The organism is uncultured Chitinophaga sp., assembly GCF_937898475.1.
Lineage (GTDB): Bacteria > Bacteroidota > Bacteroidia > Chitinophagales > Chitinophagaceae > Chitinophaga.
The window spans coordinates 91,832-115,394 of record NZ_CALEJS010000032.1 but is presented as its reverse complement, the minus strand read 5'-3'; the positions used below and the strand labels follow the sequence as shown (position 1 = coordinate 115,394).

Here is a 23,563-nt window from a genome sequence, read left to right as displayed (position 1 = left end):
AAGGCCGAAAGCACTAAGTTTGTAGTTTCGTGTGCCGTAAATAATCAACATACAACAATGAATCAATGTTTCCGGGGCTGGATCTGCTTCCTGATTGTCATAATATCGATTTCTCTCACGCGCTGCGCCAATATAGTGCCGCCTGGCGGCGGCCCCCGGGATACACTGCCTCCCCTGCTGCTGCAGGTGGATCCCCCGGACTCTTCCCTGCACTTTAACAGCACCAAGGTGCGGTTCTATTTTGACGAATATGTGGAGCTGGATAACATCTTTGACAAGATGATCGTCTCTCCTACCCTGAAACGCGTGCCTACGGTTACTTCCAAGCTGCGTACGGTTACCATGGAGATTAAGGATACCCTGGCGCCCAATACCACCTACACCTTTAACTTTTCTGATGCGGTGAAGGATGTGAATGAGCGTAACCCGATCATAGACTTTGCCTATGTGGTTTCTACCGGTGATTACCTGGACTCCCTGCAGATAAAAGGCCGTACCATCAACGCAGAGACTGGCAGAATAGACAGTAACGTGTCTGTAATGCTGTACCGCAATCATACCGATTCTGTTGTATCCAAGGAAAAACCGGTATACTATGCCCGCTCAAAAGGCAATGGCAGCTTCTGGTTCAAGAACCTGGCTCCCGGCGATTACAAGATATTTGCCATCAAAGAAGAAGACCGTGACCTGCAGTACACCCAGCCTGCTACAGAATCCATCGCTTTTGTAGACAGCCTGATCCACCTGCGCGAAGAAAATATCAATGATATTCCCATGATGCTGTTCATAGAAGAAGACAGTACTATGAGGCGGCCGGAAGACGAGGCGCCACAGGAAGAACCGTCTGAAGACGATAAAAAGAAAAAAAAGCCCCGCCTGCAGGTGGGCCCCGTGCTGGATAATAACCAGCAGGACCTGGATACCCCGCTGGTGCTGAACTTTACAATACCGCTCCACACGCTGGACAGTACGCAGCTGCACCTGGCAGAAGATACTGTTTTAAGGCAGGTGCCCTTTACAAGCCACCTGGATTCTACCCGCAGCAAGCTGACCCTCCACTATAAATGGAAGGAAGGCACTCCCTACCGGCTGATCATAGACAAAACCGCTGCCACCGATACCTTTAACCAGCAGCTGACCAAGGCGGATACCATCAGCTTCTCGTCCAAGAAGTTGTCTGATTACGGAAAGGTGCTCTTCCGGCTGAAGCTGAGCGACAGCACCACCAGGGCGCTTAAAGGCGATACCAGCATCCGTTTTGTGGTACAGCTGGTGAAAGACAAGGAGGTGAAATATTCCGGGACAATGGTGAACGGCAGCTGGAGCAAAGGCCTGATCATACCAGGGGAATACGAGATCCGTGTACTGCTGGATGAGAACGGCAACGGCAAATGGGACCGGGGCGTATACTATGGTTCACCTAAGCGCCAGCCGGAAAAAGTGGTCAGCTTCCCTGAAAAAAAGAACATCAAGGCCAACTGGGGGGTGAGAGAAGACCTGACCCTGTAAATGACTATTTTTGCATTATGATCTTTTCCTCCGCCCTGATTGAAACTGCGGTAAATGAATTTGCCAGGATGCCGGGTATAGGCAAAAAAACAGCACTGCGGCTGGTATTGCACCTGCTGAAGCAGGAGCCTGCACAGGTGCAGCAATTCAGTGAAGCAATTGCCCGTATGCGTCAGCAGATAAAGTTCTGCAAACAATGTCATAATGTATCAGATGAAGAAATCTGCAGCATCTGCGCCAGCCACTCGCGCAACAAGGGCATTGTATGCGTGGTAGAAACGATCCGGGATGTAATGGCCATTGAAAATACCCAGCAGTTTAACGGGCTCTATCATGTGCTGGGCGGTATCATCTCTCCTATTGATGGTATTGGCCCCGACCAGCTGAATATTCACTCCCTGGTAGAAAGGGTACAGCAGCAGGGCATTACCGAGGTGATCATGGCGCTTAGCCCTACCATAGAGGGAGATACTACCATCTATTACCTTTCCAAAAAACTACAGCAACCGGAACACCCGGTAAAGATCACTACTATTGCCCGTGGCATTGCCTTTGGCGGCGAGCTGGAGTATGCCGATGAAATGACGCTGGCACGCTCTATCACCAACCGGCTTCCCCTGGAAAATTATATGCAGAAATAATGACCGGTATGCTATAAAAAAATACAGGTGCTTAATAGCACCCGTGTGTGTTTAACCTGTAATTCCACGTTATGAAAAAGATAGCAGGCTATCTGCCCGCTGGTAATGCGTTGATGGGGGCTTCAGCATTTGCTGAAGATCTTTCCTGCAGCTTTTTCCATTGCTGCATTTCATACTTGTTCAGAAAACAGATCCTGAATACCCCTGGCTGGTCATTCTCTCCCGGCCCTTCTGCCGGAACCCGCTGCAAGCCCAATTTGGCAAGGTGCTGCTGTAAACTATGAATATGCTTTGATATACTCATGGCCGGTTATTGAAAGTCAACAATAGAAATGTAAGGCAGTAGCTCATTTGCAACAGCAGGACATGCACCGTGGGCGGCATGCTGCAGCGGAAAGGGAGTTGGTGGAGATCACCTTGGCAGATGGCAGTCTTTTGTTGTATTCGTATCGCATGATCTAAATAAATATACGGAGCTTATCTCCTAATTACCCTACAAATATAGTAGACTATATGGATTAAACAAAATTATTTTCTTTAACAAGCTGTTAACAATACCTACGCTCCTTTGGGTAGTGTGCAGCGGGCATAGACTATGGACTATTTTTATTAACTTTGCAGCCTCCGGAGGGTGGATTTGTTTATTGTTCGACCACCGGAAGCCACCTATTTTAAACCGTAACTAATAAACAAACCTTAACATGAAATCTTTGCAACAATGCGCCGCAGAGCGCATCCTGATCATTGACGGTGCTATGGGCACCATGATCCAGCGCTATAAACTCCAGGAATCCGACTACAGGGGAGAACGCTTCAAGAACCACCACAGCGATGTAAAAGGGAATAACGATCTCCTTAATCTCACACAGCCACAGATCATTTCAGCTATTCATAAAGAATACCTGGAAGCGGGCGCGGATATTATCGAAACCAATACTTTCAGCAGCACATCCATCGCTATGGCGGATTACGACATGCAGCACCTGGCCTATGAACTGAACGTGGCCGCTGCCCGCATAGCAAAAGAAGCCGCTGCCGAATACACTGCCAAAAACCCGGATAAGCCCCGGTTTGTGGCAGGCGCTATTGGTCCGCTGAACAAAACCTTATCTCTTTCTCCGGATGTAAACAATCCCGGCTACCGCTCCGTTACCTTCGACGAAGTAGCGGAAGCGTACACCGAGCAGATAAAAGGCCTGGTAGAGGGTGGTGTAGACATCCTGCTGATAGAAACCATCTTTGATACCCTGAACTGTAAGGCGGCAATCTATGCCATCAAACAGTACTTCCGTCAAAGCGGGCGGCCTGAGCTGCCTGTTATGATCTCAGGCACTATTACGGATGCTTCTGGCAGAACGCTGAGCGGCCAGACGCTGGAGGCGTTCTATATTTCGGTGATGCATGCCCAGCCATTCTCGATCGGGCTTAACTGCGCGCTGGGCGGTCAGCAGATGCGGCCTTATATAGAGGAGCTGTCGCATATAGCCGCGTGCCACGTTAGCTGCTATCCTAACGCCGGCCTGCCCAATGCCTTTGGGGAGTATGACGAGCAGCCGGAAGATACGGCACACATCATCGAGGACTTTGCCCGCGAAGGATTTGTAAATATTGTTGGCGGTTGCTGCGGCACTACGCCTGACCATATACGTCATATAGCATCACATGTGAAGGCGCTGCAACCCCGCCCCTTACCAAAACAGGAGCCTACACTCGCCTAAACACAAGCAGAGAAAGAATGAGTACAACAACAACGAATACTGATACCACGAACGGAACACTGGTGATAAAACCCTACCTGCGACTGAGCGGTCTTGAGCCGCTGGTGGTACGGCCGGAAACCAACTTCATTAATATCGGGGAACGCACCAACGTTACCGGGTCTAAAAAGTTTGCCCGCCTGATACGGGAAGGGCAGTACGAAGAGGCGCTGTCTGTAGCCCGGCAACAGGTGGAGAATGGCGCCCAGGTGCTGGACGTGAACATGGATGATGCCCTGCTGGACGGAGAAAAGGCCATGACCACCTTCCTCAACCTGCTGGCTGCCGAACCGGATATTTCCAGGATACCCATTATGATAGACTCCAGTAAGTTCAGCATCATAGAGGCAGGCCTGAAATGTATCCAGGGTAAATGTATCGTGAACTCTATCAGTCTCAAGGAAGGTGAAGCCAAATTCATTGAACAGGCCTTCATCTGCAAAAGCTTTGGCGCTGCCGTTGTGGTCATGGCCTTTGATGAACATGGCCAGGCAGATACGCTGGAGAAGAAAGTAAGCTTCAGCCACCGCGCCTATAAGATATTAACAGAGCAGGTAGGCTATGATCCCCAGGATATTATATTTGATCCCAACATCTTTGCCATTGCCACCGGCATTGAAGAACACAATAACTACGCGGTAGATTTTATTGAAGCTACCCGCCAGATAAAAGCCCTCATGCCGCTTACCCGGGTAAGCGGAGGGGTAAGTAATATTTCCTTTTCTTTCCGTGGTAACGATGTGGTGCGTGAAGCCATGCACTCCGTATTCCTTTTCCACGCTATTAAAGCAGGTATGGATATGGGCATTGTGAACGCCGGAATGGTGCAGATCTACGATGAGATTGAACCGCAGCTGCGTGAACTGTGTGAAGACGCCATTTTGAACCGCCGGGAAGATGCCACTGAGAGGCTGATCGCCTTCGCAGAAACCGTAAAGGCAAAGGGCAAGGCTGTCGAAAAAGATGAAAGCTGGCGTAACGGCACTGTACAGGAAAGACTGAGCCATGCACTGGTGAACGGAATTACCGATTATATAGAAGCGGATACAGAAGAAGCCCGCCAGCAATATCCCCGCCCGCTGGATGTGATAGAAGGCCCCCTGATGGATGGCATGAACATCGTGGGCGACCTGTTTGGCAGCGGTAAAATGTTCCTGCCCCAGGTAGTAAAAAGCGCCCGGGTAATGAAGAAGTCTGTGGCCGTACTTACTCCATATATAGAAGCAGAAAAACAGAAACTGGTAGAACAGAACGGCGGCCAGATAAAATCTGCCGGGAAGATCTTACTGGCTACCGTGAAAGGCGACGTGCATGACATTGGTAAGAACATCGTAGGCGTGGTATTGGGCTGTAACGGTTATGATATTATAGACATGGGTGTGATGGTGCCTGCAGAAAAGATCCTGCAAACGGCCCGCGAAGAGCAGGTGGATATCATTGGCCTCAGTGGCCTGATCACCCCCAGCCTGGATGAAATGGTGCATGTGGCCCGCGAACTTAAACGCCAGCAGTTTGATATTCCGCTGCTGATTGGCGGCGCTACCACTTCGCGCACCCATACCGCCGTGAAGATAGCGCCCGAGTATGATCATGGCGTGGTACACGTGCTGGATGCCTCCCGCAGCGTGACCGTTACAGGCAGCCTGCTGAACAAGGCCCTGAAAAAGAACTTCCTGGAAGAAGTGAAAACAGAATACGTAAAGCTGAACGACAATTTCAGAAATAAGCGGCCGGTTAAACAGTACCTCTCCCTGGCAGATGCCAGGAAGCTGCCCGCGGAAATTGACTGGAAGAACTTTACGCCTGTAAAACCCCGCAAGCTGGGTGTGCAGGTGTTCCGTGATTATAAACTGGCAGACATTGCTCCTTATATAGACTGGCAGCCTTTCTTTATTGCATGGGAACTGCACGGTAAATTTCCGCAGATCCTGCAGGATGAGGTGGTAGGTAAGGAAGCCACCCGCCTGTATAACGATGCGCAGGCAATGCTGCAACGCATCATTGATGAAAAATGGCTGGACGCCCATGCGGTGATCGGCCTTTTCCCTGCCAATGCTACAGGACCCGACAGCGTACAGATACAGCCGGAAAACGGCGAACCGGTACAGCTGGAATTCCTGCGGCAACAGATCAAAAAGGCGCCGGGACAGCCCAATTTCAGCCTGGCCGATTTTGTTGCCCCTGCCTCCACCGGTATCCGGGATTATATGGGCGCCTTTGCCGTTACCACCGGTGGCGGTATTGAAAAATGGCTGGAGAAATTCAAGGCTGATCACGATGATTACAGCAGCATCATGTTAAAAGCCCTGGCAGACCGCTTGGTAGAGGCCTTTGCAGAACTGATGCACGAGCGGGTACGTAAAGAGTGGTGGGGGTATGCCAGCGATGAGCACTTCAGCAACGAAGAACTGATCAAAGAAGCTTATTCCGGTATAAGGCCCGCACCGGGTTATCCGGCCTGTCCGGAACACACGGAGAAGTACAAGCTGTTTGGCCTCCTGGATGCTACCGCCAACACAGGTATCACCCTTACAGAATCACTGGCCATGTATCCTGCAGCCAGTGTAAGCGGCTGGTACTTTGCCAACCCCGCCAGCAAATACTTCGGTGTTGGTAAGATAGAAAAAGACCAGGTAGAAGACTACGCCCGTAGAAAAGGCTGGACAGTAGAAGAGGCTGAAAAATGGCTGCGTCCCAACCTGGAGTATGATATGTAACATTTAATAAAGTCAGCTGAGAGCTAACTACTAATAAATATGCGCATCGTTTCCTATAACGTTAACGGCTTACGTTCTGCCATGACCAAAGGTTTTGTTGACTGGCTGAAAACAGACCCGGGTGATATTATCTGCCTCCAGGAGATCAAAGCCCAGAAAGACAATGTAAACTACCGCCTGTTTGAAGACCTGGGCTATGAGCATTACTGGTTCCCCGCCCAGAAAAAAGGGTATAGCGGGGTAGCCGTACTTTCACGTATAACGCCTGACAATGTACAATATGGGAACGGCTTCATGCAAAGCGATGCGGAAGGCCGTGTGATCAGGCTCGACTTTAAAGATATTACCCTGCTCAATACCTACATGCCTTCAGGCACCAGCGGAGATGAACGCCAGACCTATAAATACCAGTGGCTGGAAGAATTCTTCGGCTATGTGGGCATACTCCGGGAAACAAGGCCCAACCTGGTTATCTGCGGCGATTATAACATCTGTCACAAACCGATCGATATTCATGATCCGGTAGGCAACAAGAAATCATCCGGCTTCCTGCCAGAAGAAAGAGCCTGGTTGGATAGGTTCTTCGAAAGCGGTTTTGTGGACAGCTTCCGTCATTTTAATCCGGATCCACATCAATACAGCTGGTGGAGTGTAAGGTCTAATGCAAGGGCCAATAACAAGGGCTGGCGGATAGATTATATCAATGTAAGCGCGCCGCTGCAAAGCCGTCTTAAACACGCTGAAATATTCCAGCAGGTATGCCATTCGGATCATTGTCCGGTATACCTGGAACTCCATCCTTAAACAGCATGATCATTTACAACGTTACCAGTAAGGTTACCAATGCCATCCATGAGCGCTGGGTGCAGTGGATGAAGGAAGTACACATTCCGGAAATAATGGCTACAGGCCTGTTTCATGATTACCGCATGTGTCGTTTACTGGAGCAGGACGATCAGGAAGGACCCACATTTACCGTGCAGTTCTTTACGGACAGCCTGGAGAACTATCATACCTTCCTTCACGAGCATGCTCCTATGCTCAGACAAAAGGGTTATGAGCAGTTTGGCAACCAGTTTATCGCCTTCAGAACCGTTATGCAGGTGGTATAAACCCGCAAACTTATCCACAGGAAATCCACTGTTTTCAGGGATTGGCCCTCTTACACAATACTTTCCGGAAACAGGCGTTTATTACTTAGTTCAAAGGAAATGCGCTGTGGGAGCGGATCTCATGGAAAACGTGGTATAAACAGCTATCTTCCCCAACAAGGGCCAATCAGCTGTAACCGTTACCAGTAGCCCCTTACAGCCGATAAAAATTTGAGCATTACTGGGGTAAAAAATTTGGTAATCTGATAAAACGCGCTATATTTGCTCACATCAAACATTTTTTTCACTAGTTAAATCTTACTAACTATGAACAAAGCCGAATTAATCGACAAGCTGGCCAAAGATGCCGCAATCACCAAAACCCAAGCTAACGAAGCTCTGGACTCTTTCACCAAAGCTGTTGCTGATACACTGAAAAAAGGTGGTAAAGTAACCCTGGTAGGTTTCGGTACCTTCTCTGTTTCTAAACGTGCTGCTCGTAACGGTAGAAACCCACAGACTGGCCAGATCATCAAGATCAAAGCTAAAAAAGTTGCTAAATTCAAAGCTGGTAAAGCGCTGTCTGACAAGCTCTAATCAGTTAGCACAACTTATTCAAGCAAGGAACATATGTTTCTTGCTTTTTTTTTGCCCTTATTACGACGCTGTTATGAATGCGATGAATTATGTAATTTGCGGCTGATTTCAGGCAGTGTAACAGCTGCCAATTGTAAACTGTAAACTATTATCAAAATGGGTAGAGGAGATATCAAAACCAAAAAAGGTAAGATCTCTAACGGATCCTTCGGTAAATCAAGACCCGCCAAAGTTCGTAAGACTGCTGCTGCTAAAGCAGAAAAGAAAGGGTAATGAAGAAGTAAAAAGAAAAAGTAAAAAAGAAAAAACAGCGCGAAGTACTGCATGGAGTTTTCAGTTTTTACTTTTTCTTTTTTATTTTATTAAGGCGCCAGCCGGTCTATCTGCCACGTTCCTCCTGCCGTTAAAGTATACTGCACCCTGTCATGTAAACGGTTACTACGCCCCTGCCAGAACTCCATCAGGGTTGGCTTCACAATATATCCGCCCCAGTGCTGCGGTCTTTCAGGCTCTTCCAGCACATACTTTGCTGCAATGATATTCACCTGCTCTTCCAGGAAACTCCGATGCGGTATTACCCTGCTCTGAGGAGAAGCAATAGCGCCAATACGGCTGCCCAGCGGGCGTGTACGGTAGTACTCATCGCTGGTGGCAGCATCTGTTTTGCTCACTGTACCGTCTATACGTACCTGCCTTTCCAGCTCACGCCAGAAAAACAAGAGGCTTACCTGCGGGTTGGCAGCCATCTCCACACCTTTGCGGCTTTCGTAGTTAGTGAAGAAAATAAACCCGTCTGCATCAAAGCTCTTTAATAATACAATGCGCGCAGAAGGCCTGCCTTCTGGTGTGCTGGTAGACAGCGTCATGGCATTGGGCTCATCCAGCTGGCTGTTAATGGCTTCCTGCCACCACAGTTCAAATTGTTGAAGGGGATGTTGTGCTACCTCGCTTTCATCTAAAGCGGCCAGGCGGTAATCTTTACGCAATGCTGCTATTTCTTGATTCAACATAAGGCCATGTTTATAATTACAAAGGTATTAATGAAGAGTCAAAATAATTATTTGTAAAATTGCAGCTGTTCAACATATGCGGTTATGAACAGAATCCTGTTATCCTTTATATTTATCACAGCCGGACTGGCAGCCTGCCATCAGCAGCCTAAGCAAGAACAGCAAACAACAGTAAATGCCGACACTGCTGCTGTCGCTTCTCCCTACTTCTACATGCAGCTAAAAGGCACTATCGCCAGTCAGCCGGTTACCATGCACCTGATGAAGACCAACCCGGATGTTTTCAGGGGGTATTACAGCTATGACCGCATCGGTGAACCGATAGATATATGGGGCGGACTGGATTTTAGCCAACAGTTAACCCTGTACGAAAACAGCCATACAGACGAGGAGATTACCTTCAAAGGCCGCTTTGATCCCGAAGGAAGTTTTAAGGGTACCTGGCGGGGTGCCGGCACCTCTCACCCCTTCTCTTTGAAAAAGAATTTTGATAAGGCCATACTGTTTGATGTGTACAGGGTTGTAGATTCATCCGCCCTTGTGCCTGGCCATCCGTATTCGCCTGTAGCTATTGCAAGCAACAGTATCCTGTGGCCTGCTGAGGGCACAGACAGCAAAACTGCAGACTTTATCAAAAGCGTGATGAGCGGCGGCAAGGCAGATATCACACCACGGCAGCTCGTAAAAAAAGAGGTGGATTCTTTCCTGCTTTTTTATAAAGGCAACGCTATAGACGTAGACACCTCCGCATTAAAAGAAGATAGTGTAAGCCCTATCTGGGACTGGACGGCTGAAAGCGATATGAAGGTGATCTGGAACCGCTATCCCCTCCTTGCACTGGAAAGCTTCTCATATGATTATACCGGCGGGGCGCACGGCAATGGCGGTGCTATCTACCAGGTACTTGATCTTTCCAGGCAAAAGGTACTGACAGCCGACGATGTGTTCAAGGGAGATTATAAAACCATACTGACCAGGGAGCTGGAGCAGGCCTTCCGTAAAAAGTACAGGGTACCTGAAGATGAACCTGTAAAAGGCATGCTGATAGTGGACAATATTGAACCGAACAACAACTTTATACTCACCAATAAGGGAGTTATGTTCAGCTATACACCCTATGAGATTGGCCCGTATGCATTAGGGCAGGTAAATCTGTTTGTGCCGTATGATCATATTAAGGATATCCTGAAGGAAGACTATTCAAAGTAGTAGTACTATTGCCACCATAAAAAAGAGGGGATACGCCGGCGGCGCATCCCCTCTTTCATTAATATCATCGCGGATCATCCGCTTACCAGTGTACCCACATTCTTACCCATGATCACCTGCAGCAGGTTACCGGGTTTATTCATATCAAATACAATGATTGGCAGTTTGTTTTCCTGGCAGAGTGTAAACGCGGTCATATCCATTACGTTCAGTGACTTCTGGTATACTTCCGCAAAGGTGATAGACTCAAACCGGGTGGCGGTGCTGTCCTTTTCTGGGTCGGCCGTGTAAATACCATCTACCCGGGTGCCTTTGAGGATCACATCGGCCTGTATTTCAATAGCGCGCAGGGAAGCGGCTGTATCTGTAGTAAAATAGGGATTACCCGTTCCTGCGCCGAAGATCACCACCCGGCCCTTTTCCAGGTGCCTGATAGCGCGGCGGCGTATATAAGGTTCCGCGATCTGCTCCATCTTAATGGCAGATTGCAGACGGGTATACAGGCCTACTTTTTCAAGGCCGCTTTGCATGGCCATTCCGTTGATTACTGTTGCCAGCATGCCCATATAGTCACCCTGAGCCCTTTCAATGCCTGTCTCTGCTTCGTTCATACCACGGTAGATATTACCGCCGCCAATCACAATTGCCACCTGAACGCCCAGGTCTGTAACGGCTTTAATATCATACGCATAATGTGTTATTACTTTAGGATCAATACCATAATTACCATCGCCCATCAGGGACTCACCGCTCAGTTTGAGCAAAATACGCTTATACTTTGGCAACATGACGCTATAATAAGATTGAAGAAGGTAGTTAGTTTAATATGATAAATATACAGGTATATGCACAAAAAAAAGGAGAGAATTTAGATTCTCTCCTTTTTCACAGGTTTTATATTTACCCTAATGCAATGCGTTTGAAGGCTGTTACAGTGAGATCAGCAGCTACTGATTTCAGGTAATCTGCAACAGATTTACTGTTATCCTTCACGAAAGCCTGCTGTAACAGGGTGCTTTCTTTAAAGAATTTATTCACCTTACCGGCGGCGATCTTTTCAGCCATTTCTGGTGCTTTGCCTTCTGCTTTCACCTGTTCGATGGCGATCTCTTTTTCACGGGCCACTACATCTGCAGGAACGCTGTCAGCGTCTACTGCGATGGGGTTCATGGCAGCGATCTGCATAGCAACGTCTTTACCAACTTCTCCGGCAACAGGTTTGGTGAAGCCAACCAGTACGCCCATGCGGTAGTTACCGTGGATATAGGCAGTAACGGAAGCTGCTTCTATTCTTTCAAATTTAGCGAGGGTGATCTTTTCACCGATCTTGGCTACCTGATCATTTACCTTATCAGCTACAGTTGCGCCGTCCAGTGTGGCTGCACCTAGTTCTTCAATGGTTTTGATACCACTTGCCAGGGCCAGGTCAACGATGGACTGAGCAAATTTTATGAAGTCTTCATTCTTGGCCACAAAATCGGTTTCGCAACCCAGACCTACGATCACGCCAGCTTTACCATCTTCAGCGGTTTTTGCGATGATCACACCTTCCTTGGTTTCGCGGTCAGAACGTAAAGCCGCTACTTTCTGTCCTTTCTTACGCAGGTAATCAACTGCTTTTTCAAAATCACCGTCACTTTCCACCAGTGCCTTCCTGCAGTCCATCATACCGGCGCCAGTTTGCTGACGCAGTTTGTTTACATCAGCTGCTGTAATTGTTGCCATGACTATAAATAGTTTAAAAGTTTACAAAGGTATTATCTTATGCAATTACGAATTACCAATTACAAAACCCATGTAGTTAATCATGCTGATCGCTACTTTGCGGTTCGTAAATGATAATTCGTAATTGGTATATGCTTGTGCTACTGATTAGGGTCGGGGACCACCACCGGGCCGGGGGCCACCAGGCCTGTTGCCGCCACCTGCTCCAGAAGGACGGCGCTGTCCGCCACCGCCACCACCGGGCCTGTTACCGCCGCCGGGACCTCTTCCGCCACCGCCGCCGGGCCTGTTACCACCACCTTGCCTGTTGCCACCACCAGGGCCTCTGCCGCCGCTGCCGGGGCCTCTGCCGCCGCCGCCAGGACCGCTTTTACGGCCTCTTTCACGGTCTTCACCGCCTTCCAGTTCAAAGCGGAGCGCCTTGCTGTCAGCTTCTTCTTCTTCCACTACGTCATCTGTTTTCTCAGTAGCCCTTTCAGCCAGGCCTTCTGCGATTGCAGCTGCGATATAGTTGGTTACGATAGCGATTGATTTAGTAGCGTCATCGTTGGCAGGGATTGCGAAATCCACCTTGGTAGGATCGGAGTTGGTATCTACCATACCGAAGGTGGAAACACCCAGGCGACGAGCTTCTGCCAGTGCAATGTGCTCGTGGCTGATATCTACGATGAACAGTGCAGCCGGAACACGGGCCAGCTGAGCGATACCGCCCAGAACCTTTTCCATTTTCTCTTTATCACGGCTCAGTGTCAGACGTTCTTTCTTGGTGATGTTATCGAAAGTACCATCTGTCAGCATTTTTTCGATGCTCTGCATTTTCTTCACGCTCTTACGGATAGTAGCGAAGTTGGTCAGCATACCACCCAGCCACCTTTCGGTAACGTAAGGCATGTTAACACGCTTGGCAGCTTCTGCTACTATTTCCTTAGCCTGTTTCTTGGTGGCCACGAACATGATCTTCTTACCGCTCTTTGCGATGGATTTCAGCGCGGCGGCTGCTTCCTGCAAACCTTCAACGGTCTTGTTCAGATCGATGATGTGAATACCTTTCTTTTCGGCGAAGATATATGGCAGCATCTTCGGGTTCCATTTTTTCTTCAGGTGGCCGAAGTGTACACCTGCCTCCAGTAACTGCTGCTGCAATGAGGTATTATTTTCCATGTGTATTATACTCTGTTAAAAAGGATCAATAAAATAATTAGCTTCTAGCACTTTTAGCTGCTAGCATTTAGCTAATGGGCTAAAGGCTATAGCTAATAGCTCCCATATACTAGCGTTTAGAGAACTGGAAGCTCCTTCTGGCTTTACGTTTACCTGGTTTCTTACGTTCAACAGACCTCGGATCACGGGTAAGCAGGCCAGCTGCTTTCAGGGCAGGGCGGAACTCAGGGTTCACTTCACACAGTGCGCGGGCGATACCCAGTTTCACAGCTTCTGCCTGACCTTTGATACCACCGCCGGCGGCATTTACTTTCACGTCAAATTTGTCCAGCGCATCAATGGTCTTCAGCGGCGCTTCCACCTGGTTCTGCAGGTAGATCAGCGCGAAGTATGTTTTATAATCCTTGTCGTTCACTGTAATGGCGCCGGTACCCTTGCTGATATAAACGCGGGCAACAGCTTCCTTACGACGACCGATGGTATTTTTTTGCTTTTCCATGTATCAGAGAAGAATTAGAAAGTTAAAGTTTGCGGTTTCTGTGCAGCATGCGGATGCTCAGCGCCAGCATATGCAAATAATTTTTTGTACATCTTGCGGCCCAGGCGGTTCTTAGGCAGCATGCCTTTTACAGCCCTTTCTATCACCACCTCAGGACGACGACGGATCAGATCCTTAGCCAGCTCTATTTTCTGGCCGCCGGGATAACCGGAGAAGGTCTGGTACTCTTTCTCGTTCATTTTATTACCGGTCAGGATTACCTTTTCTGCATTGATCACGATTACATAATCACCACAGTCGGTATGAGGCGTGTAGTACGGTTTGTTCTTACCCCTCAGAATGGCCGCAATCTTGGCGCTCATACGTCCAAGCGTCAGGTTGGTAGCATCCACTATGTACCAGTCACGCTTTACAGTAGCCTCATTGGCCGATTTGGTTTTGTAACTTAAGGTGTTCATTTTTATACGATAAAATTTACGTCAGTAAACAGTTATCCCGTAAAATCGGGAGTGCAAAGCTAAGTAGTTGCTATGGAATAACCATGGATTTCGTGGTCTTTTTTGCAAGACACCTCTGCAATTAACTGATTTTCAATAAAATTTTTGGCTAAAAGTTTTCAACACAACGTAGATGGGCCATCAGCCGGCGTGCTGGACAGGGCAAAAAGTATCACTTCTCAACAGGAGAATGATACTATTTACCCAAAACAGGATGAGAAGGATAGAGCAAGAATTGCGCAGGAATCAAATAGTTAATATAATATAACAGTCCCCGGGCCGGGGTTAGTTATCGTAGCCCGGGTTCTGACTGAGCAGTTCGTTCACGTCACGCTCCCGCTGCGGTACCGGTAACACCATTTTGGGATCATTATAGGACCGGGTACCGATATTCATTTTCAGCCGCTTACGCGTCCACAGCCAATCACCTTCAAAGGCCAGCTCCCGGAAACGTTCTTCCACCACCTGCTCTGCCGTAACGGTAGCCAGGGCTGCAGCATGAGCGCGGACCCTTACCGTATTCACATCCTCCAGCGGGGTCTTACCTCCAATAGTGGCTCCTGCCCGGGCATTGGCCTCAGCGCGTATCAGGTATATGTCTGCCAGCCTGATCACCGGGATAGCCCTGTAAAAGTCTTTCCACTTGCGGGAGTACTCCCCTATGCCGCCCGCAATGCCTGTACCCTCGTATATAAAAGCCCTGCGGTCGTCATGTTCCCCGTAGATTTTATAAAGATTGGTGTCCACGCGCACATCACCCCTTCCTGCCATAGGGGTGGCATTATAGGCCGCATACATGGTAGTTAATCCGCTGTTGGCAGAACCGCCATTGCTCTGGTCTGTCTGCAGCATGGCAAAAATATCTTCGGTAGAGCCGGACACATTATTAAACGCTTTATCAAAGGTAGCTGCCAGTGAAAAGCCGCCTTCGCTGATCACTTCTGTGGCGGCGGTGGCTGCCTCCGTGTATCTGGCCTGCGCCATGTATACCTTAGACAGGAGAGCCTGGGCGGCATACTTTGTTGCCCTGCCGTTATTGTCACTATATGATGCGGGCAGTGTTGCGGCAGCCGCTGTGAGGTCGCTGACAATCTGTTTATACACTGCATCCACCGTTGCCCTGGGTTTATTATCCTTTTCAGGATCATATACCGTTGTAGGCTCCAGCACCAGTGGTACGGCTTCATTCACGCCGATATTGCCTGCTGAGTAAGGTTGTCCGAACAGGTTTACCAGCTCATAATAGGTAAGGGCGCGTACAAATCTGGCCTCACCTTCAACAGCGTCTTTTTCGGCAGCATCCAGCAGGTCCAGCTTACTCAGTACCACGTTGGCGCCGTTAATGGTAACATACGAACGCTGCCAGATGCCCTGGGCGATGAGCGATTGCGCTACCTGTGCCTTGTTGAATATATCGCGGTATTCAGTGAAAGTGCCCACAAAAGATACCTGTCCCGCGCTGCCCAGCAGGTCTGGGATTAGAATATACCGTTCGCCGAAAGCGTTAAAGTCCTGCATGGATTTATAGGCGCCGAATAACACCGCCTTTACATCAGCCGCTGTCCGGATCTCATCCGGTGTAATATGCTGCCCGGGCTTTACATCCAGCTTGCTGTTACACGCTGCGGCTGTCAGCAGCAGCAGGCTGATAACAAATCTCAAAGGTATATGTCGGTTGCGCTTCATGTTGTGCTATTTAGAATTTAACATTCAACCCCACCACAAAAGTCCGCGCCTGGGGTATGGTGTAAAAATCCGTTCCGCCGGCTACATTGCGGTCTGTTTCTGAGGAGCTGCCCAGCGGAGTGGTATTTACTTCGGGATCGCTGATGTAATCTGTTTTTGTCCAGAGGTTATAGCCGGAAAGATATAACCTGCCGCTGTTGATCTTCAGCACAGACAGTACCTGTTTAGGCAGGGTATATCCCACTGTAAGCATTTTTAAACGGATATACGAACCATCGTAGATCCATCTGCTGGATGCACGCTGCCCGGTAGGATAGCTGATGCTTATACGCGGTACATCGGTAATATCGCCGGGTTTCTGCCACCTGCGCAATACTTCTGTTGTCTGGTTATCGAAGCCGCCGCTGAAACCGGACGACTGGTAAGCCCCTGCCCTGTTATAGATCTCATTGCCCTGTACAAATGTAAAAAAGGCACTCAGGTCAACACCTTTGTAGCTAAAGTTATTGGCAAAACCACCGGTATAATCCGGATTTGCGTTGCCCACCACTGTTCTTACTGCCTGGGCGTAGTTGCTGGTGGGCTTGCCATCTTTATCCATGTATTGTGCATCGCCGGTTGCGGGATCTACGCCCAGGTATTTGGGCAGATAGAACACACCGATCGCTTCTCCTTCTACGGCTCGCTGCTGGCCACTTTCAATGATCTGCCCCCGGAGGTCTGTTATCCTGTTCTTATTGAATGCAATGTTGAATGAAGTGGTCCACCTGAAAGCGCCGTCTATATTTACGGAGTTCAGAGTAAGCTCCAGGCCCTGGTTACGCAGTTTGCCCAGATTCCGGGTGATAACGTCAAAGCCTGTACTGGAAGGGATATTTACATTTAACAGGAGGTCTGTTGTTCTTTTGTTATAATAATCTACCTCTCCGGATAAACGATTAGCAAGGATACCAAACTCAATCCCCACATCTGCCTGTGCTGTTTTTTCCCAGTGCAGGTCCGGGTTGCCCAGCTGCGTGGGAACAAAGCCGGGTAGTGAAGGATAATTACTGATACCGTACAGGGACAGGTACTCGTATTCCCCGATCTCGGCATTACCTGTTAAACCATAGCTGGCCCGCAGCTTCAAAAAGTTCAGCACACTGGAACCTTTCAGAAAACCTTCCTCTGACAGTATCCATCCCAGCGATGCTGCAGGAAATGTACCGTAGCGCTTATCCGGGCCAAAACGGGAAGATCCGTCTGTTCTGACACTCAGCCCAGCCAGGTACCTGTCGTTAAAGCTGTAGTTGGCGCGAAGGAAGTAAGAAATAAAATCGTACCTGTTGTTAACGGAGCCTGCAAAGGTAATAGAAGTGGCGCCGGTAAGGTTCTTTATAGCATCTGAAGGATATTCCCTGCCCTGCGCTATTACCTCTTTAGCATCATTCTGCAGATAACTCATACCTATAACGGCAGAGAGCTTGTGTTGCGCGCCCAGCAGCGGTGAAACGGTAAAATAGTTATTGGTATTGAAACTGACGTTCTGCGCAGAAGCCGATTCTCCGAAGCCAACGCCACCGCCGTCTGTCGCGTCCTTTCCTATAAATCTTTCCTGGTAAAAGCTCAGCACATCTGCGCCGAACTCCGTGCGGAAAGAGAGCCAGGGCAGAAAATTATAATTGGCGTAAGCGTTGCCCAGGCTTCTGAAAGTGGTTTGTTTGTCACTGTTCAGGGCTGCATCCAGCAGACTGTTGGCGTATAAGGTCCTTTTATTGAGCTTTCCTGTGGCGGGATCTATGACCGGCGATATGGGCAGCTGGGCCACCAGCTGGCCTGGGGTAGAGTAGTTATTATCCTGTGTAACCCTGTCGAGTTGCGACCTGGCGATGCTTAGGTTGAGGCCTATTGACAGCTTGTCTGTGGCGGAATGTTCCAGGTTTAAGCGTCCGCCGTAACGGGTAAATTTATTGTTGATCACGATGGCGTCCTGCGCGTTGTAGAAGCCGGAAGCAAAGAAGCGTGTTTTCTCATTTCCGTCGGAGGCTGAGAGGTTTAGCTGGTTGCCCCTGGCTACGGAGCGGTAAATGGCGTCTTCCCAGTTGGTGTTCACCTCCTGGTTACGCCAGTCGGTACCAATGGCGTACCTGTCAAGTATAGCGCTTTCATAATACGCTTTGTAAACGTCTATTGCCTCCTGCTCTGTTCCAAAACCGTTATAGCCGTTGGCGAAATCTATACGGCCGTCGTTTACGGCAGCTTCTTCCACCAGGTCTACATATTGTTTAGCATTAAGGAAACCCCGTTTTTTGGTGGGCTTGCCCCAACTGCTGTTGAGGTCAAGGCTGATCACTGTTTTCTGACCTGCCTTTCCTTTCCTGGTGGTGATCAGTACCACTCCGTTAGCAGCCCTGGCGCCGTAGATAGCGGCAGCAGCGGCATCTTTCAACACCTCTATGGACGCAATATCGTTGGGGTTAATGTCAGCAACAGGGTTGGTGATCTCGTTATTGACGTCAGAAACACTGGCCGTCTGCACAGGCAGACCATCTATCACATATAAGGGCTGGCTGCTGGCAGAGATGGAGGAGGTGCCTCTGATCCGTACTTTCAGGCCCTGCCCTACTTTACCGCTGCCCGATTCTATTACCACACCGGCCGCCTTGCCCTGTATGGCAGACTCAAAGCTGGGAGCGGGAAAGTTTTCGATCTCCCCGGAGGATACTTTGGCAATGGCGCCTGTCAGATCACGCTTTGCCTGGGTGCCATAGCCTACTACCATCACTTCTGACAGGATTTTATTACCGGCAGATAGCCGCACATTTATTTCCTGCCGTCCGGCAATATCTACTTCCTGGTCTGTATAACCAAGAAAGGTAAAAACGAGGGTTTGTGCGGAGGAAGGCACACTAACAACGAAAGCGCCATCAGCGTTGGTGAACGCTCCCGCCGTAGTTCCTTTGACCTTTACAGTTACTCCCGGCAAAACAGCGCCGTCTGTCGCATCGGTTACCCGGCCCATCACTGTTCGTTGCTGCGCATAGCCCAATTGCAACATGCACAACAGCATGCCCATGAGAACTGCGTAAAATTGTTGCATAAGCAATATTTTGGTTCAATTATCTTGTCTTGAAGGGGGAAGGCCGGCGGCCCAACCGGACACTTCGTTAAACAGCAATATGATGAAGGCAATTTAGCCGCATTTGTCCCTACAGTCTAAAAGTATATATTTAATTAAAGGAAAATTAAATTAAAGCGAATGAATTTAATAGCTAAATTGAAAAAATCCCATTGCCGACTGACAAATGGGATTTTTTCCTTATAAGTGGTGCAATCCTGACAAAGTTTACTAGTCCCGGTTCCGGGCGCCCATGTAGATCATGAGGTACTGGAAAAGTGTAACGATAGACGCTACGGCGGCTACAACATAGGTCATAGCGGCCCACCAGAGGGCATCTTTGGCCTTGCTGTGCTCCTGGGGTCTCATAATAGCGGCGCTGTTTAACCACGCCAGTGCCCTCCGGGATGCATCAAACTCCACCGGCAGCGTGATCACAGAGAACAGAGTGGTTACGCCAAACAGTATAATACCGCCCAGCAGCAGGGCCGGGAACACGTTTACCAGCAATATACCGCCCAGCAGGACCCATTGTACCAGGCTGGAGCTGATCTGTACCGCCGGCACCAGTTTAGAGCGCATGGCCAGCCAGCGGTAGGAAGCAGCGTGCTGAACTGCGTGGCCGCACTCATGGGCGGCTACGGCAGCGGCAGCAACACTGGCGCTGCTATATACTTCCGGACTAAGATTTACGGTTTTATTGGCAGGATTATAGTGATCTGACAGGAAACCATCCACAGAAACCACCTGCACATCATAAATTCCATTATCCCGCAGCATTTTTTCGGCAATCTGCTTTCCGGTCATCCCGGATGAGGTAGGCACCTCGCTATATTGCTTAAACTTGCTTTTGAGGCGCCAGCTGACGAGCATGCTGATACCGATGAACAGCAGGGATAAGAACATCACGCCGGGGGGCATACCGGGCATAATAAATAACATCAAACTTGGTGTCATGCTCAATAGGTTAAAATATGTTGTAAAATTACTAAGGTAAATGATCAAATTTTCATCCAAACAATACGGTTCAGCCCTTTTTAAGGTTTCCTTAAGAAATGAAGGCTTAAGGCTGCGGCGTCTTGTCAGTTTAAAAAATTAACACTGTCATTATGACGCTGAACAAAAAGTACCCCCTGTCATATAAGACTATTTGACAGTAATTAAAACCTATATTATTAGGCTTTTTTCATATGTAAAATAAACGGTTATCACTCCTATTTATCAATATTTTACGACCGAACAATGCAAGTAATATTAAATTCAAAATGCGCTGAAACAAGCGATGGGAGCCGATCTGTCACATTATGAAAACTTTTCAAAAGTTATTCACATCAATTAAATAAACTTTTTTATTCTGAACCCATTTAGTAATTTAGACCTGAATTTAATGGGTTAGTAAGTAGAAAGAGTCAACGGAATCTTCTGTTGGCTCTTTTTCTTTTTCCTATGTTTGAGGTGAAGAATTGAAAGTTTAAAGTTTGAACGTTTGATAACGTTTTACCCCCTTTTCAAACTTTCCGATCTTCAGACGTTCAAACATTTTTTTATGAGCAAGATAAAGACCGCCTTCTTTTGTCAGCAATGTGGATACGAATCAGCTAAATGGAACGGAAGGTGTCCGAGCTGCGGACAATGGAACACGTTTGTAGAAGAAAAGATACAGAAAGATGTTCCCCTGCGTAATAATAACTGGAAACAGGAAGCGCCTTCCCGCTCTGATAACATCATTAACCTTTCGGAAATAAGCGGCACTGAAGAAGAGCGGCTGCTGACACCTGATGCAGAGCTTAACCGCGTACTCGGCGGTGGTATTGTACCTGGCTCGCTGGTACTGGTGGGTGGAGAGCCCGGCATTGGTAAGTCTACACTTTTCTTGCAGAACGCGCTGCTGCTGCCGCATATCACCACCCTTTACGTAAGCGGAGAAGAAAGTGCACAACAGGTAAAGATGCGTGCAGACCGCCTGGGAATAAAAAATGATCAGTTCTACCTTCTTACGGAAACGTCTACCCAAACTATCTTCCAGGAAGTAAAAAAACTGCACCCCCAACTTGTGATCATTGATTCGATACAAACCCTTCAATCGCCTTTCATTGAAGCAGCGCCGGGCAGTATATCCCAGATACGGGAAACTGCAGCAGAAATGCAACGTTTTGCCAAAGAAACACATACGCCTGTTTTCCTCATTGGTCACATTACCAAAGATGGCGCTATTGCCGGGCCTAAAATTCTGGAGCACATGGTAGACACTGTACTGCAGTTTGAAGGCGACCAGCACTATTCCTATCGCATTTTGCGAACTATCAAGAACAGGTTTGGATCCACCGCAGAACTTGGCATTTATGAAATGACGGGACAGGGTTTGCGGCAGGTTACCAATCCATCAGAAATACTGATCTCGCAGCGGGAAGACCAGCTAAGCGGAGTGGCCATTGCCGCAACGATGGAAGGCATGCGGCCTATGCTGGTGGAAGTGCAGGCGCTGGTAACCCAATCTGTGTATGGTACACCGCAACGTACCGCCACCGGTTTTGATCTTCGCCGTCTTCAACTGCTGCTGGCTGTACTGGAAAAACGTGGTGGCTTTCATTTTGGTGTAAAAGATGTGTTTCTCAACATTGCAGGCGGCATCCGGGTAGAAGATCCTGCCATTGATCTTGCCGTATTGTGTGCCCTGCTCTCATCATATGAAGATACAGCTATCGGCAGCAAGATCTGTTTTGCCGGTGAAGTGGGGCTCAGCGGGGAAATCCGCGCAGTGAACCGTATTGAACAACGCATTGCGGAAGCAGAAAAGCTTGGGTTCGATAAGATCTTTATATCCCGGTACAACAAGAAAGGCGGCGCCGGTAAATTTGATATTGAAGTAGTGCCGGTAGGCCGGGTGGATGAAGTGTACCAACAGCTCTTCTGAAAGCTGTAAGTGATTATCTTGCAGCTTTTAAACCCCATTGTTATGACCATGATCCGGAACCTGTTTGTTTCCCTGGTACATCTTTTTTATCCGCATGTCTGTGACAATTGCGGTGAAGGGCTTACTGCCGCAGAAGATGTGCTCTGCCTGCGTTGCCAGCACCGCCTTCCCCTTACCGGCTTCCATTTGTATGCCGATAATGCCCTGGAAAAGGTATTCTGGGGAAGAACAAAAGTGCATCATGCCATGGCCGCGTATTATTACAACCAGGGCGCTATGGTACGCCGCCTGGTTCACCAGTTCAAATATCACCGGCGACGGGACATTGCCCTGCATTTAGGCCGCCAGATGGGACTTATGCTGCAGCAAAGTACATGGCTAAACGAAATTGACTGCATTGTTCCCGTTCCCCTGCATAAAACCAGGGTTCGCCGCCGCGGTTATAACCAGTCTGCCCTGCTTGCCGCCGGCCTGGCTGAGATCATTCACCGCCCGGTGCTGCCGCATGCCCTGAAGCGGCTCAGTTATACTGATTCCCAGACCCGTAAGAACCGGGTATCCCGCTGGGAGAACGTGTCGGGTGTATTTACTGCGGCGGCAACCGCAGATCTGCGCGGGCGTCATGTATTGCTCATTGACGATGTGATTACTACCGGCGCCACCACGGAAGCCTGCTGCCTGGCACTCAGGGAGGCCGGTGCTATTGTAAGCGTCTGCGCACTGGCATTTACCCGCTAATTAATTATTGAATATTTTGACACAGGATATATTAACTTTACCAACTGATATCCACCAGCTAACTTTGCCTCATAAAAATGCGCTATTATGTTTAAATCATTGCTTATATCCATGGTGTTACTGTTATCAGCACCGGGAGCCTTTTATAGCTTTAAAGTAGAATCTATTGATGGCGGAAAGATCAATTTTGCCGATTATAAAGGCAAAAAGATCCTGATCGTTAACACTGCCTCCCAATGCGGCAATACCCCGCAATATGCCGACCTGGAAAAACTTTACAAAAAGTACCAGGGCAAACTGGTGATAGTTGGTTTTCCGGCTAACAATTTTCACGGGCAGGAGCCTGGCAGCAACAAAGAGATACAGGAATTCTGCAGCAGGAAATATGCTGTAACTTTCCCAATGGCAGCAAAAATATCTGTAAAGGGGGACGATATTCATCCTTTGTACAAATGGCTGCTGGCAGAGAGCAAGGCAAAACACTTTCAGCCGGAAGAAGTTACCTGGAACTTCCAGAAATACCTGATCGATGAAAAAGGTAACCTGGTAGCCGTATTTTCTCCAAAAACACAGCCCCTGTCAGAAGAAGTGATCGCTGCAATCGAAAAGCGTTACAATTGATGTATCAGGGCTGCTCCCTCTCATAACTATTGCCACCTTACCTGTGTAATGAACTGAACGCCTGTCCCGCAGCAAGCTTCGGGACAGGTGGACA

The 23,563-nt window shown here is 48.6% G+C and carries 22 protein-coding genes; 12 read left to right on the top strand and 10 right to left on the bottom strand.

What is annotated here, in order from left to right; all coding sequences use genetic code 11:
* Nucleotides 1-57 precede the first annotated feature (57 nt).
* Nucleotides 58-1,509 carry an Ig-like domain-containing protein gene (locus tag Q0577_RS20065; RefSeq protein WP_298739448.1) on the top strand — a complete coding sequence of 484 codons (1,452 nt, stop codon included), beginning with the start codon at nucleotides 58-60 and terminating at the stop codon, nucleotides 1,507-1,509.
* Nucleotides 1,510-1,526: 17 nt separating this feature from the next.
* Nucleotides 1,527-2,150, top strand: a complete 624-nt coding sequence (gene recR, locus Q0577_RS20060; protein ID WP_298739446.1) for a recombination mediator RecR — start codon at nucleotides 1,527-1,529, stop codon at nucleotides 2,148-2,150.
* An 88-nt stretch (nucleotides 2,151-2,238) separates the two neighbouring features.
* On the opposite strand, the gene Q0577_RS20055 is transcribed toward recR, so the two are convergent.
* Nucleotides 2,239-2,454, bottom strand: a complete 216-nt coding sequence (locus Q0577_RS20055) for a hypothetical protein (RefSeq protein ID WP_298739445.1) — start codon at nucleotides 2,452-2,454, stop codon at nucleotides 2,239-2,241.
* Nucleotides 2,455-2,851: 397 nt separating this feature from the next.
* On the opposite strand from Q0577_RS20055, the gene Q0577_RS20050 reads away from it, so the two are divergent.
* The 6 genes from Q0577_RS20050 (at nucleotide 2,852) to Q0577_RS20025 (ending at nucleotide 8,585) form a co-directional block, all read left to right on the top strand.
* A complete protein-coding gene (locus Q0577_RS20050; protein WP_298739444.1) occupies nucleotides 2,852-3,868 on the top strand; it encodes a homocysteine S-methyltransferase family protein in 1,017 nt (338 codons plus the stop codon).
* A gap of 17 nt (nucleotides 3,869-3,885) precedes the next feature.
* Nucleotides 3,886-6,624: a methionine synthase gene (metH, locus tag Q0577_RS20045; protein WP_298739442.1), complete on the top strand. Its 2,739-nt coding sequence runs from the start codon at nucleotides 3,886-3,888 to the stop codon at nucleotides 6,622-6,624.
* A gap of 39 nt (nucleotides 6,625-6,663) precedes the next feature.
* The gene (locus Q0577_RS20040; RefSeq protein WP_298739441.1) at nucleotides 6,664-7,428 is read left to right on the top strand and encodes an exodeoxyribonuclease III; all 765 of its coding nucleotides are present in this window, start codon (nucleotides 6,664-6,666) and stop codon (nucleotides 7,426-7,428) included.
* Between the two features lie 5 nt (nucleotides 7,429-7,433).
* Nucleotides 7,434-7,736, top strand: coding sequence for a DUF4286 family protein (locus Q0577_RS20035; RefSeq protein WP_298739438.1), 303 nt, complete (start codon nucleotides 7,434-7,436; stop codon nucleotides 7,734-7,736).
* 306 nt (nucleotides 7,737-8,042) lie between these two features.
* Nucleotides 8,043-8,312 carry an HU family DNA-binding protein gene (locus tag Q0577_RS20030; RefSeq protein ID WP_029465307.1) on the top strand — a complete coding sequence of 90 codons (270 nt, stop codon included), beginning with the start codon at nucleotides 8,043-8,045 and terminating at the stop codon, nucleotides 8,310-8,312.
* Nucleotides 8,313-8,468: 156 nt separating this feature from the next.
* Nucleotides 8,469-8,585 carry a 30S ribosomal protein THX gene (locus tag Q0577_RS20025; protein WP_298739420.1) on the top strand — a complete coding sequence of 39 codons (117 nt, stop codon included), beginning with the start codon at nucleotides 8,469-8,471 and terminating at the stop codon, nucleotides 8,583-8,585.
* A gap of 89 nt (nucleotides 8,586-8,674) precedes the next feature.
* Here the strand turns inward: Q0577_RS20025 and pdxH are convergent, their stop codons facing one another.
* Nucleotides 8,675-9,322: a pyridoxamine 5'-phosphate oxidase gene (gene pdxH / locus Q0577_RS20020; protein WP_298739418.1), complete on the bottom strand. Its 648-nt coding sequence runs from the start codon at nucleotides 9,320-9,322 to the stop codon at nucleotides 8,675-8,677.
* An 84-nt stretch (nucleotides 9,323-9,406) separates the two neighbouring features.
* Between pdxH and Q0577_RS20015 the strand changes: the two genes are divergently transcribed.
* The gene (locus Q0577_RS20015) at nucleotides 9,407-10,531 is read left to right on the top strand and encodes a DUF3298 and DUF4163 domain-containing protein (protein ID WP_298739417.1); all 1,125 of its coding nucleotides are present in this window, start codon (nucleotides 9,407-9,409) and stop codon (nucleotides 10,529-10,531) included.
* Between the two features lie 74 nt (nucleotides 10,532-10,605).
* Here the strand turns inward: Q0577_RS20015 and pyrH are convergent, their stop codons facing one another.
* The 8 genes from pyrH to Q0577_RS19975 all read right to left on the bottom strand — a co-directional run bounded on the left by pyrH (nucleotide 10,606) and on the right by Q0577_RS19975 (nucleotide 20,153).
* Complete coding sequence (gene pyrH / locus Q0577_RS20010; protein ID WP_298739416.1) at nucleotides 10,606-11,319, bottom strand: UMP kinase; 714 nt, start codon at nucleotides 11,317-11,319, stop codon at nucleotides 10,606-10,608.
* A 112-nt stretch (nucleotides 11,320-11,431) separates the two neighbouring features.
* Nucleotides 11,432-12,256, bottom strand: coding sequence for a translation elongation factor Ts (tsf, locus tag Q0577_RS20005; protein WP_298739415.1), 825 nt, complete (start codon nucleotides 12,254-12,256; stop codon nucleotides 11,432-11,434).
* A gap of 147 nt (nucleotides 12,257-12,403) precedes the next feature.
* A complete protein-coding gene (gene rpsB, locus Q0577_RS20000) occupies nucleotides 12,404-13,417 on the bottom strand; it encodes a 30S ribosomal protein S2 (RefSeq protein ID WP_298739414.1) in 1,014 nt (337 codons plus the stop codon).
* Between the two features lie 109 nt (nucleotides 13,418-13,526).
* Nucleotides 13,527-13,916 (bottom strand): 30S ribosomal protein S9, encoded by a 390-nt coding sequence (rpsI, locus tag Q0577_RS19995; protein ID WP_298739413.1) that lies wholly within the window; start codon nucleotides 13,914-13,916, stop codon nucleotides 13,527-13,529.
* A gap of 14 nt (nucleotides 13,917-13,930) precedes the next feature.
* Nucleotides 13,931-14,374, bottom strand: coding sequence for a 50S ribosomal protein L13 (gene rplM / locus Q0577_RS19990; RefSeq protein WP_298739412.1), 444 nt, complete (start codon nucleotides 14,372-14,374; stop codon nucleotides 13,931-13,933).
* A 324-nt stretch (nucleotides 14,375-14,698) separates the two neighbouring features.
* A complete protein-coding gene (locus Q0577_RS19985) occupies nucleotides 14,699-16,099 on the bottom strand; it encodes a RagB/SusD family nutrient uptake outer membrane protein (protein WP_298739411.1) in 1,401 nt (466 codons plus the stop codon).
* Between the two features lie 10 nt (nucleotides 16,100-16,109).
* Nucleotides 16,110-19,178, bottom strand: a complete 3,069-nt coding sequence (locus tag Q0577_RS19980) for a TonB-dependent receptor (protein ID WP_298739410.1) — start codon at nucleotides 19,176-19,178, stop codon at nucleotides 16,110-16,112.
* A 249-nt stretch (nucleotides 19,179-19,427) separates the two neighbouring features.
* Nucleotides 19,428-20,153, bottom strand: coding sequence for a zinc metallopeptidase (locus Q0577_RS19975; protein ID WP_298739408.1), 726 nt, complete (start codon nucleotides 20,151-20,153; stop codon nucleotides 19,428-19,430).
* 589 nt (nucleotides 20,154-20,742) lie between these two features.
* Between Q0577_RS19975 and radA the strand changes: the two genes are divergently transcribed.
* The 3 genes from radA (at nucleotide 20,743) to Q0577_RS19960 (ending at nucleotide 23,469) form a co-directional block, all read left to right on the top strand.
* Nucleotides 20,743-22,110 (top strand): DNA repair protein RadA, encoded by a 1,368-nt coding sequence (radA, locus tag Q0577_RS19970; RefSeq protein WP_298739407.1) that lies wholly within the window; start codon nucleotides 20,743-20,745, stop codon nucleotides 22,108-22,110.
* A 42-nt stretch (nucleotides 22,111-22,152) separates the two neighbouring features.
* Nucleotides 22,153-22,848 carry a ComF family protein gene (locus Q0577_RS19965; RefSeq protein ID WP_298739406.1) on the top strand — a complete coding sequence of 232 codons (696 nt, stop codon included), beginning with the start codon at nucleotides 22,153-22,155 and terminating at the stop codon, nucleotides 22,846-22,848.
* An 87-nt stretch (nucleotides 22,849-22,935) separates the two neighbouring features.
* On the top strand, nucleotides 22,936-23,469 hold the full coding sequence (locus Q0577_RS19960; protein ID WP_298739405.1) for a glutathione peroxidase: 534 nt from the start codon (nucleotides 22,936-22,938) through the stop codon (nucleotides 23,467-23,469).
* Nucleotides 23,470-23,563 lie beyond the last annotated feature (94 nt).

Coding starts and splice junctions, on each gene's coding strand:
- recR (WP_298739446.1), top strand. CDS start 1,527: ATGATCTTTTCCTCCGCCCTGATTGAAACTGCGGTAAATGAATTTGCC.
- Q0577_RS19980 (WP_298739410.1), bottom strand. CDS start 19,178: ATGCAACAATTTTACGCAGTTCTCATGGGCATGCTGTTGTGCATGTTG.
- Q0577_RS20055 (WP_298739445.1), bottom strand. CDS start 2,454: ATGAGTATATCAAAGCATATTCATAGTTTACAGCAGCACCTTGCCAAA.
- Q0577_RS19975 (WP_298739408.1), bottom strand. CDS start 20,153: ATGACACCAAGTTTGATGTTATTTATTATGCCCGGTATGCCCCCCGGC.
- radA (WP_298739407.1), top strand. CDS start 20,743: ATGAGCAAGATAAAGACCGCCTTCTTTTGTCAGCAATGTGGATACGAA.
- rpsB (WP_298739414.1), bottom strand. CDS start 13,417: ATGGAAAATAATACCTCATTGCAGCAGCAGTTACTGGAGGCAGGTGTA.
- rplM (WP_298739412.1), bottom strand. CDS start 14,374: ATGAACACCTTAAGTTACAAAACCAAATCGGCCAATGAGGCTACTGTA.
- Q0577_RS20015 (WP_298739417.1), top strand. CDS start 9,407: ATGAACAGAATCCTGTTATCCTTTATATTTATCACAGCCGGACTGGCA.
- Q0577_RS20040 (WP_298739441.1), top strand. CDS start 6,664: ATGCGCATCGTTTCCTATAACGTTAACGGCTTACGTTCTGCCATGACC.
- Q0577_RS20065 (WP_298739448.1), top strand. CDS start 58: ATGAATCAATGTTTCCGGGGCTGGATCTGCTTCCTGATTGTCATAATA.
- pdxH (WP_298739418.1), bottom strand. CDS start 9,322: ATGTTGAATCAAGAAATAGCAGCATTGCGTAAAGATTACCGCCTGGCC.
- metH (WP_298739442.1), top strand. CDS start 3,886: ATGAGTACAACAACAACGAATACTGATACCACGAACGGAACACTGGTG.
- Q0577_RS19960 (WP_298739405.1), top strand. CDS start 22,936: ATGTTTAAATCATTGCTTATATCCATGGTGTTACTGTTATCAGCACCG.
- Q0577_RS19985 (WP_298739411.1), bottom strand. CDS start 16,099: ATGAAGCGCAACCGACATATACCTTTGAGATTTGTTATCAGCCTGCTG.
- tsf (WP_298739415.1), bottom strand. CDS start 12,256: ATGGCAACAATTACAGCAGCTGATGTAAACAAACTGCGTCAGCAAACT.
- pyrH (WP_298739416.1), bottom strand. CDS start 11,319: ATGTTGCCAAAGTATAAGCGTATTTTGCTCAAACTGAGCGGTGAGTCC.
- Q0577_RS20050 (WP_298739444.1), top strand. CDS start 2,852: ATGAAATCTTTGCAACAATGCGCCGCAGAGCGCATCCTGATCATTGAC.
- Q0577_RS19965 (WP_298739406.1), top strand. CDS start 22,153: ATGACCATGATCCGGAACCTGTTTGTTTCCCTGGTACATCTTTTTTAT.
- rpsI (WP_298739413.1), bottom strand. CDS start 13,916: ATGGAAAAGCAAAAAAATACCATCGGTCGTCGTAAGGAAGCTGTTGCC.
- Q0577_RS20035 (WP_298739438.1), top strand. CDS start 7,434: ATGATCATTTACAACGTTACCAGTAAGGTTACCAATGCCATCCATGAG.
- Q0577_RS20025 (WP_298739420.1), top strand. CDS start 8,469: ATGGGTAGAGGAGATATCAAAACCAAAAAAGGTAAGATCTCTAACGGA.
- Q0577_RS20030 (WP_029465307.1), top strand. CDS start 8,043: ATGAACAAAGCCGAATTAATCGACAAGCTGGCCAAAGATGCCGCAATC.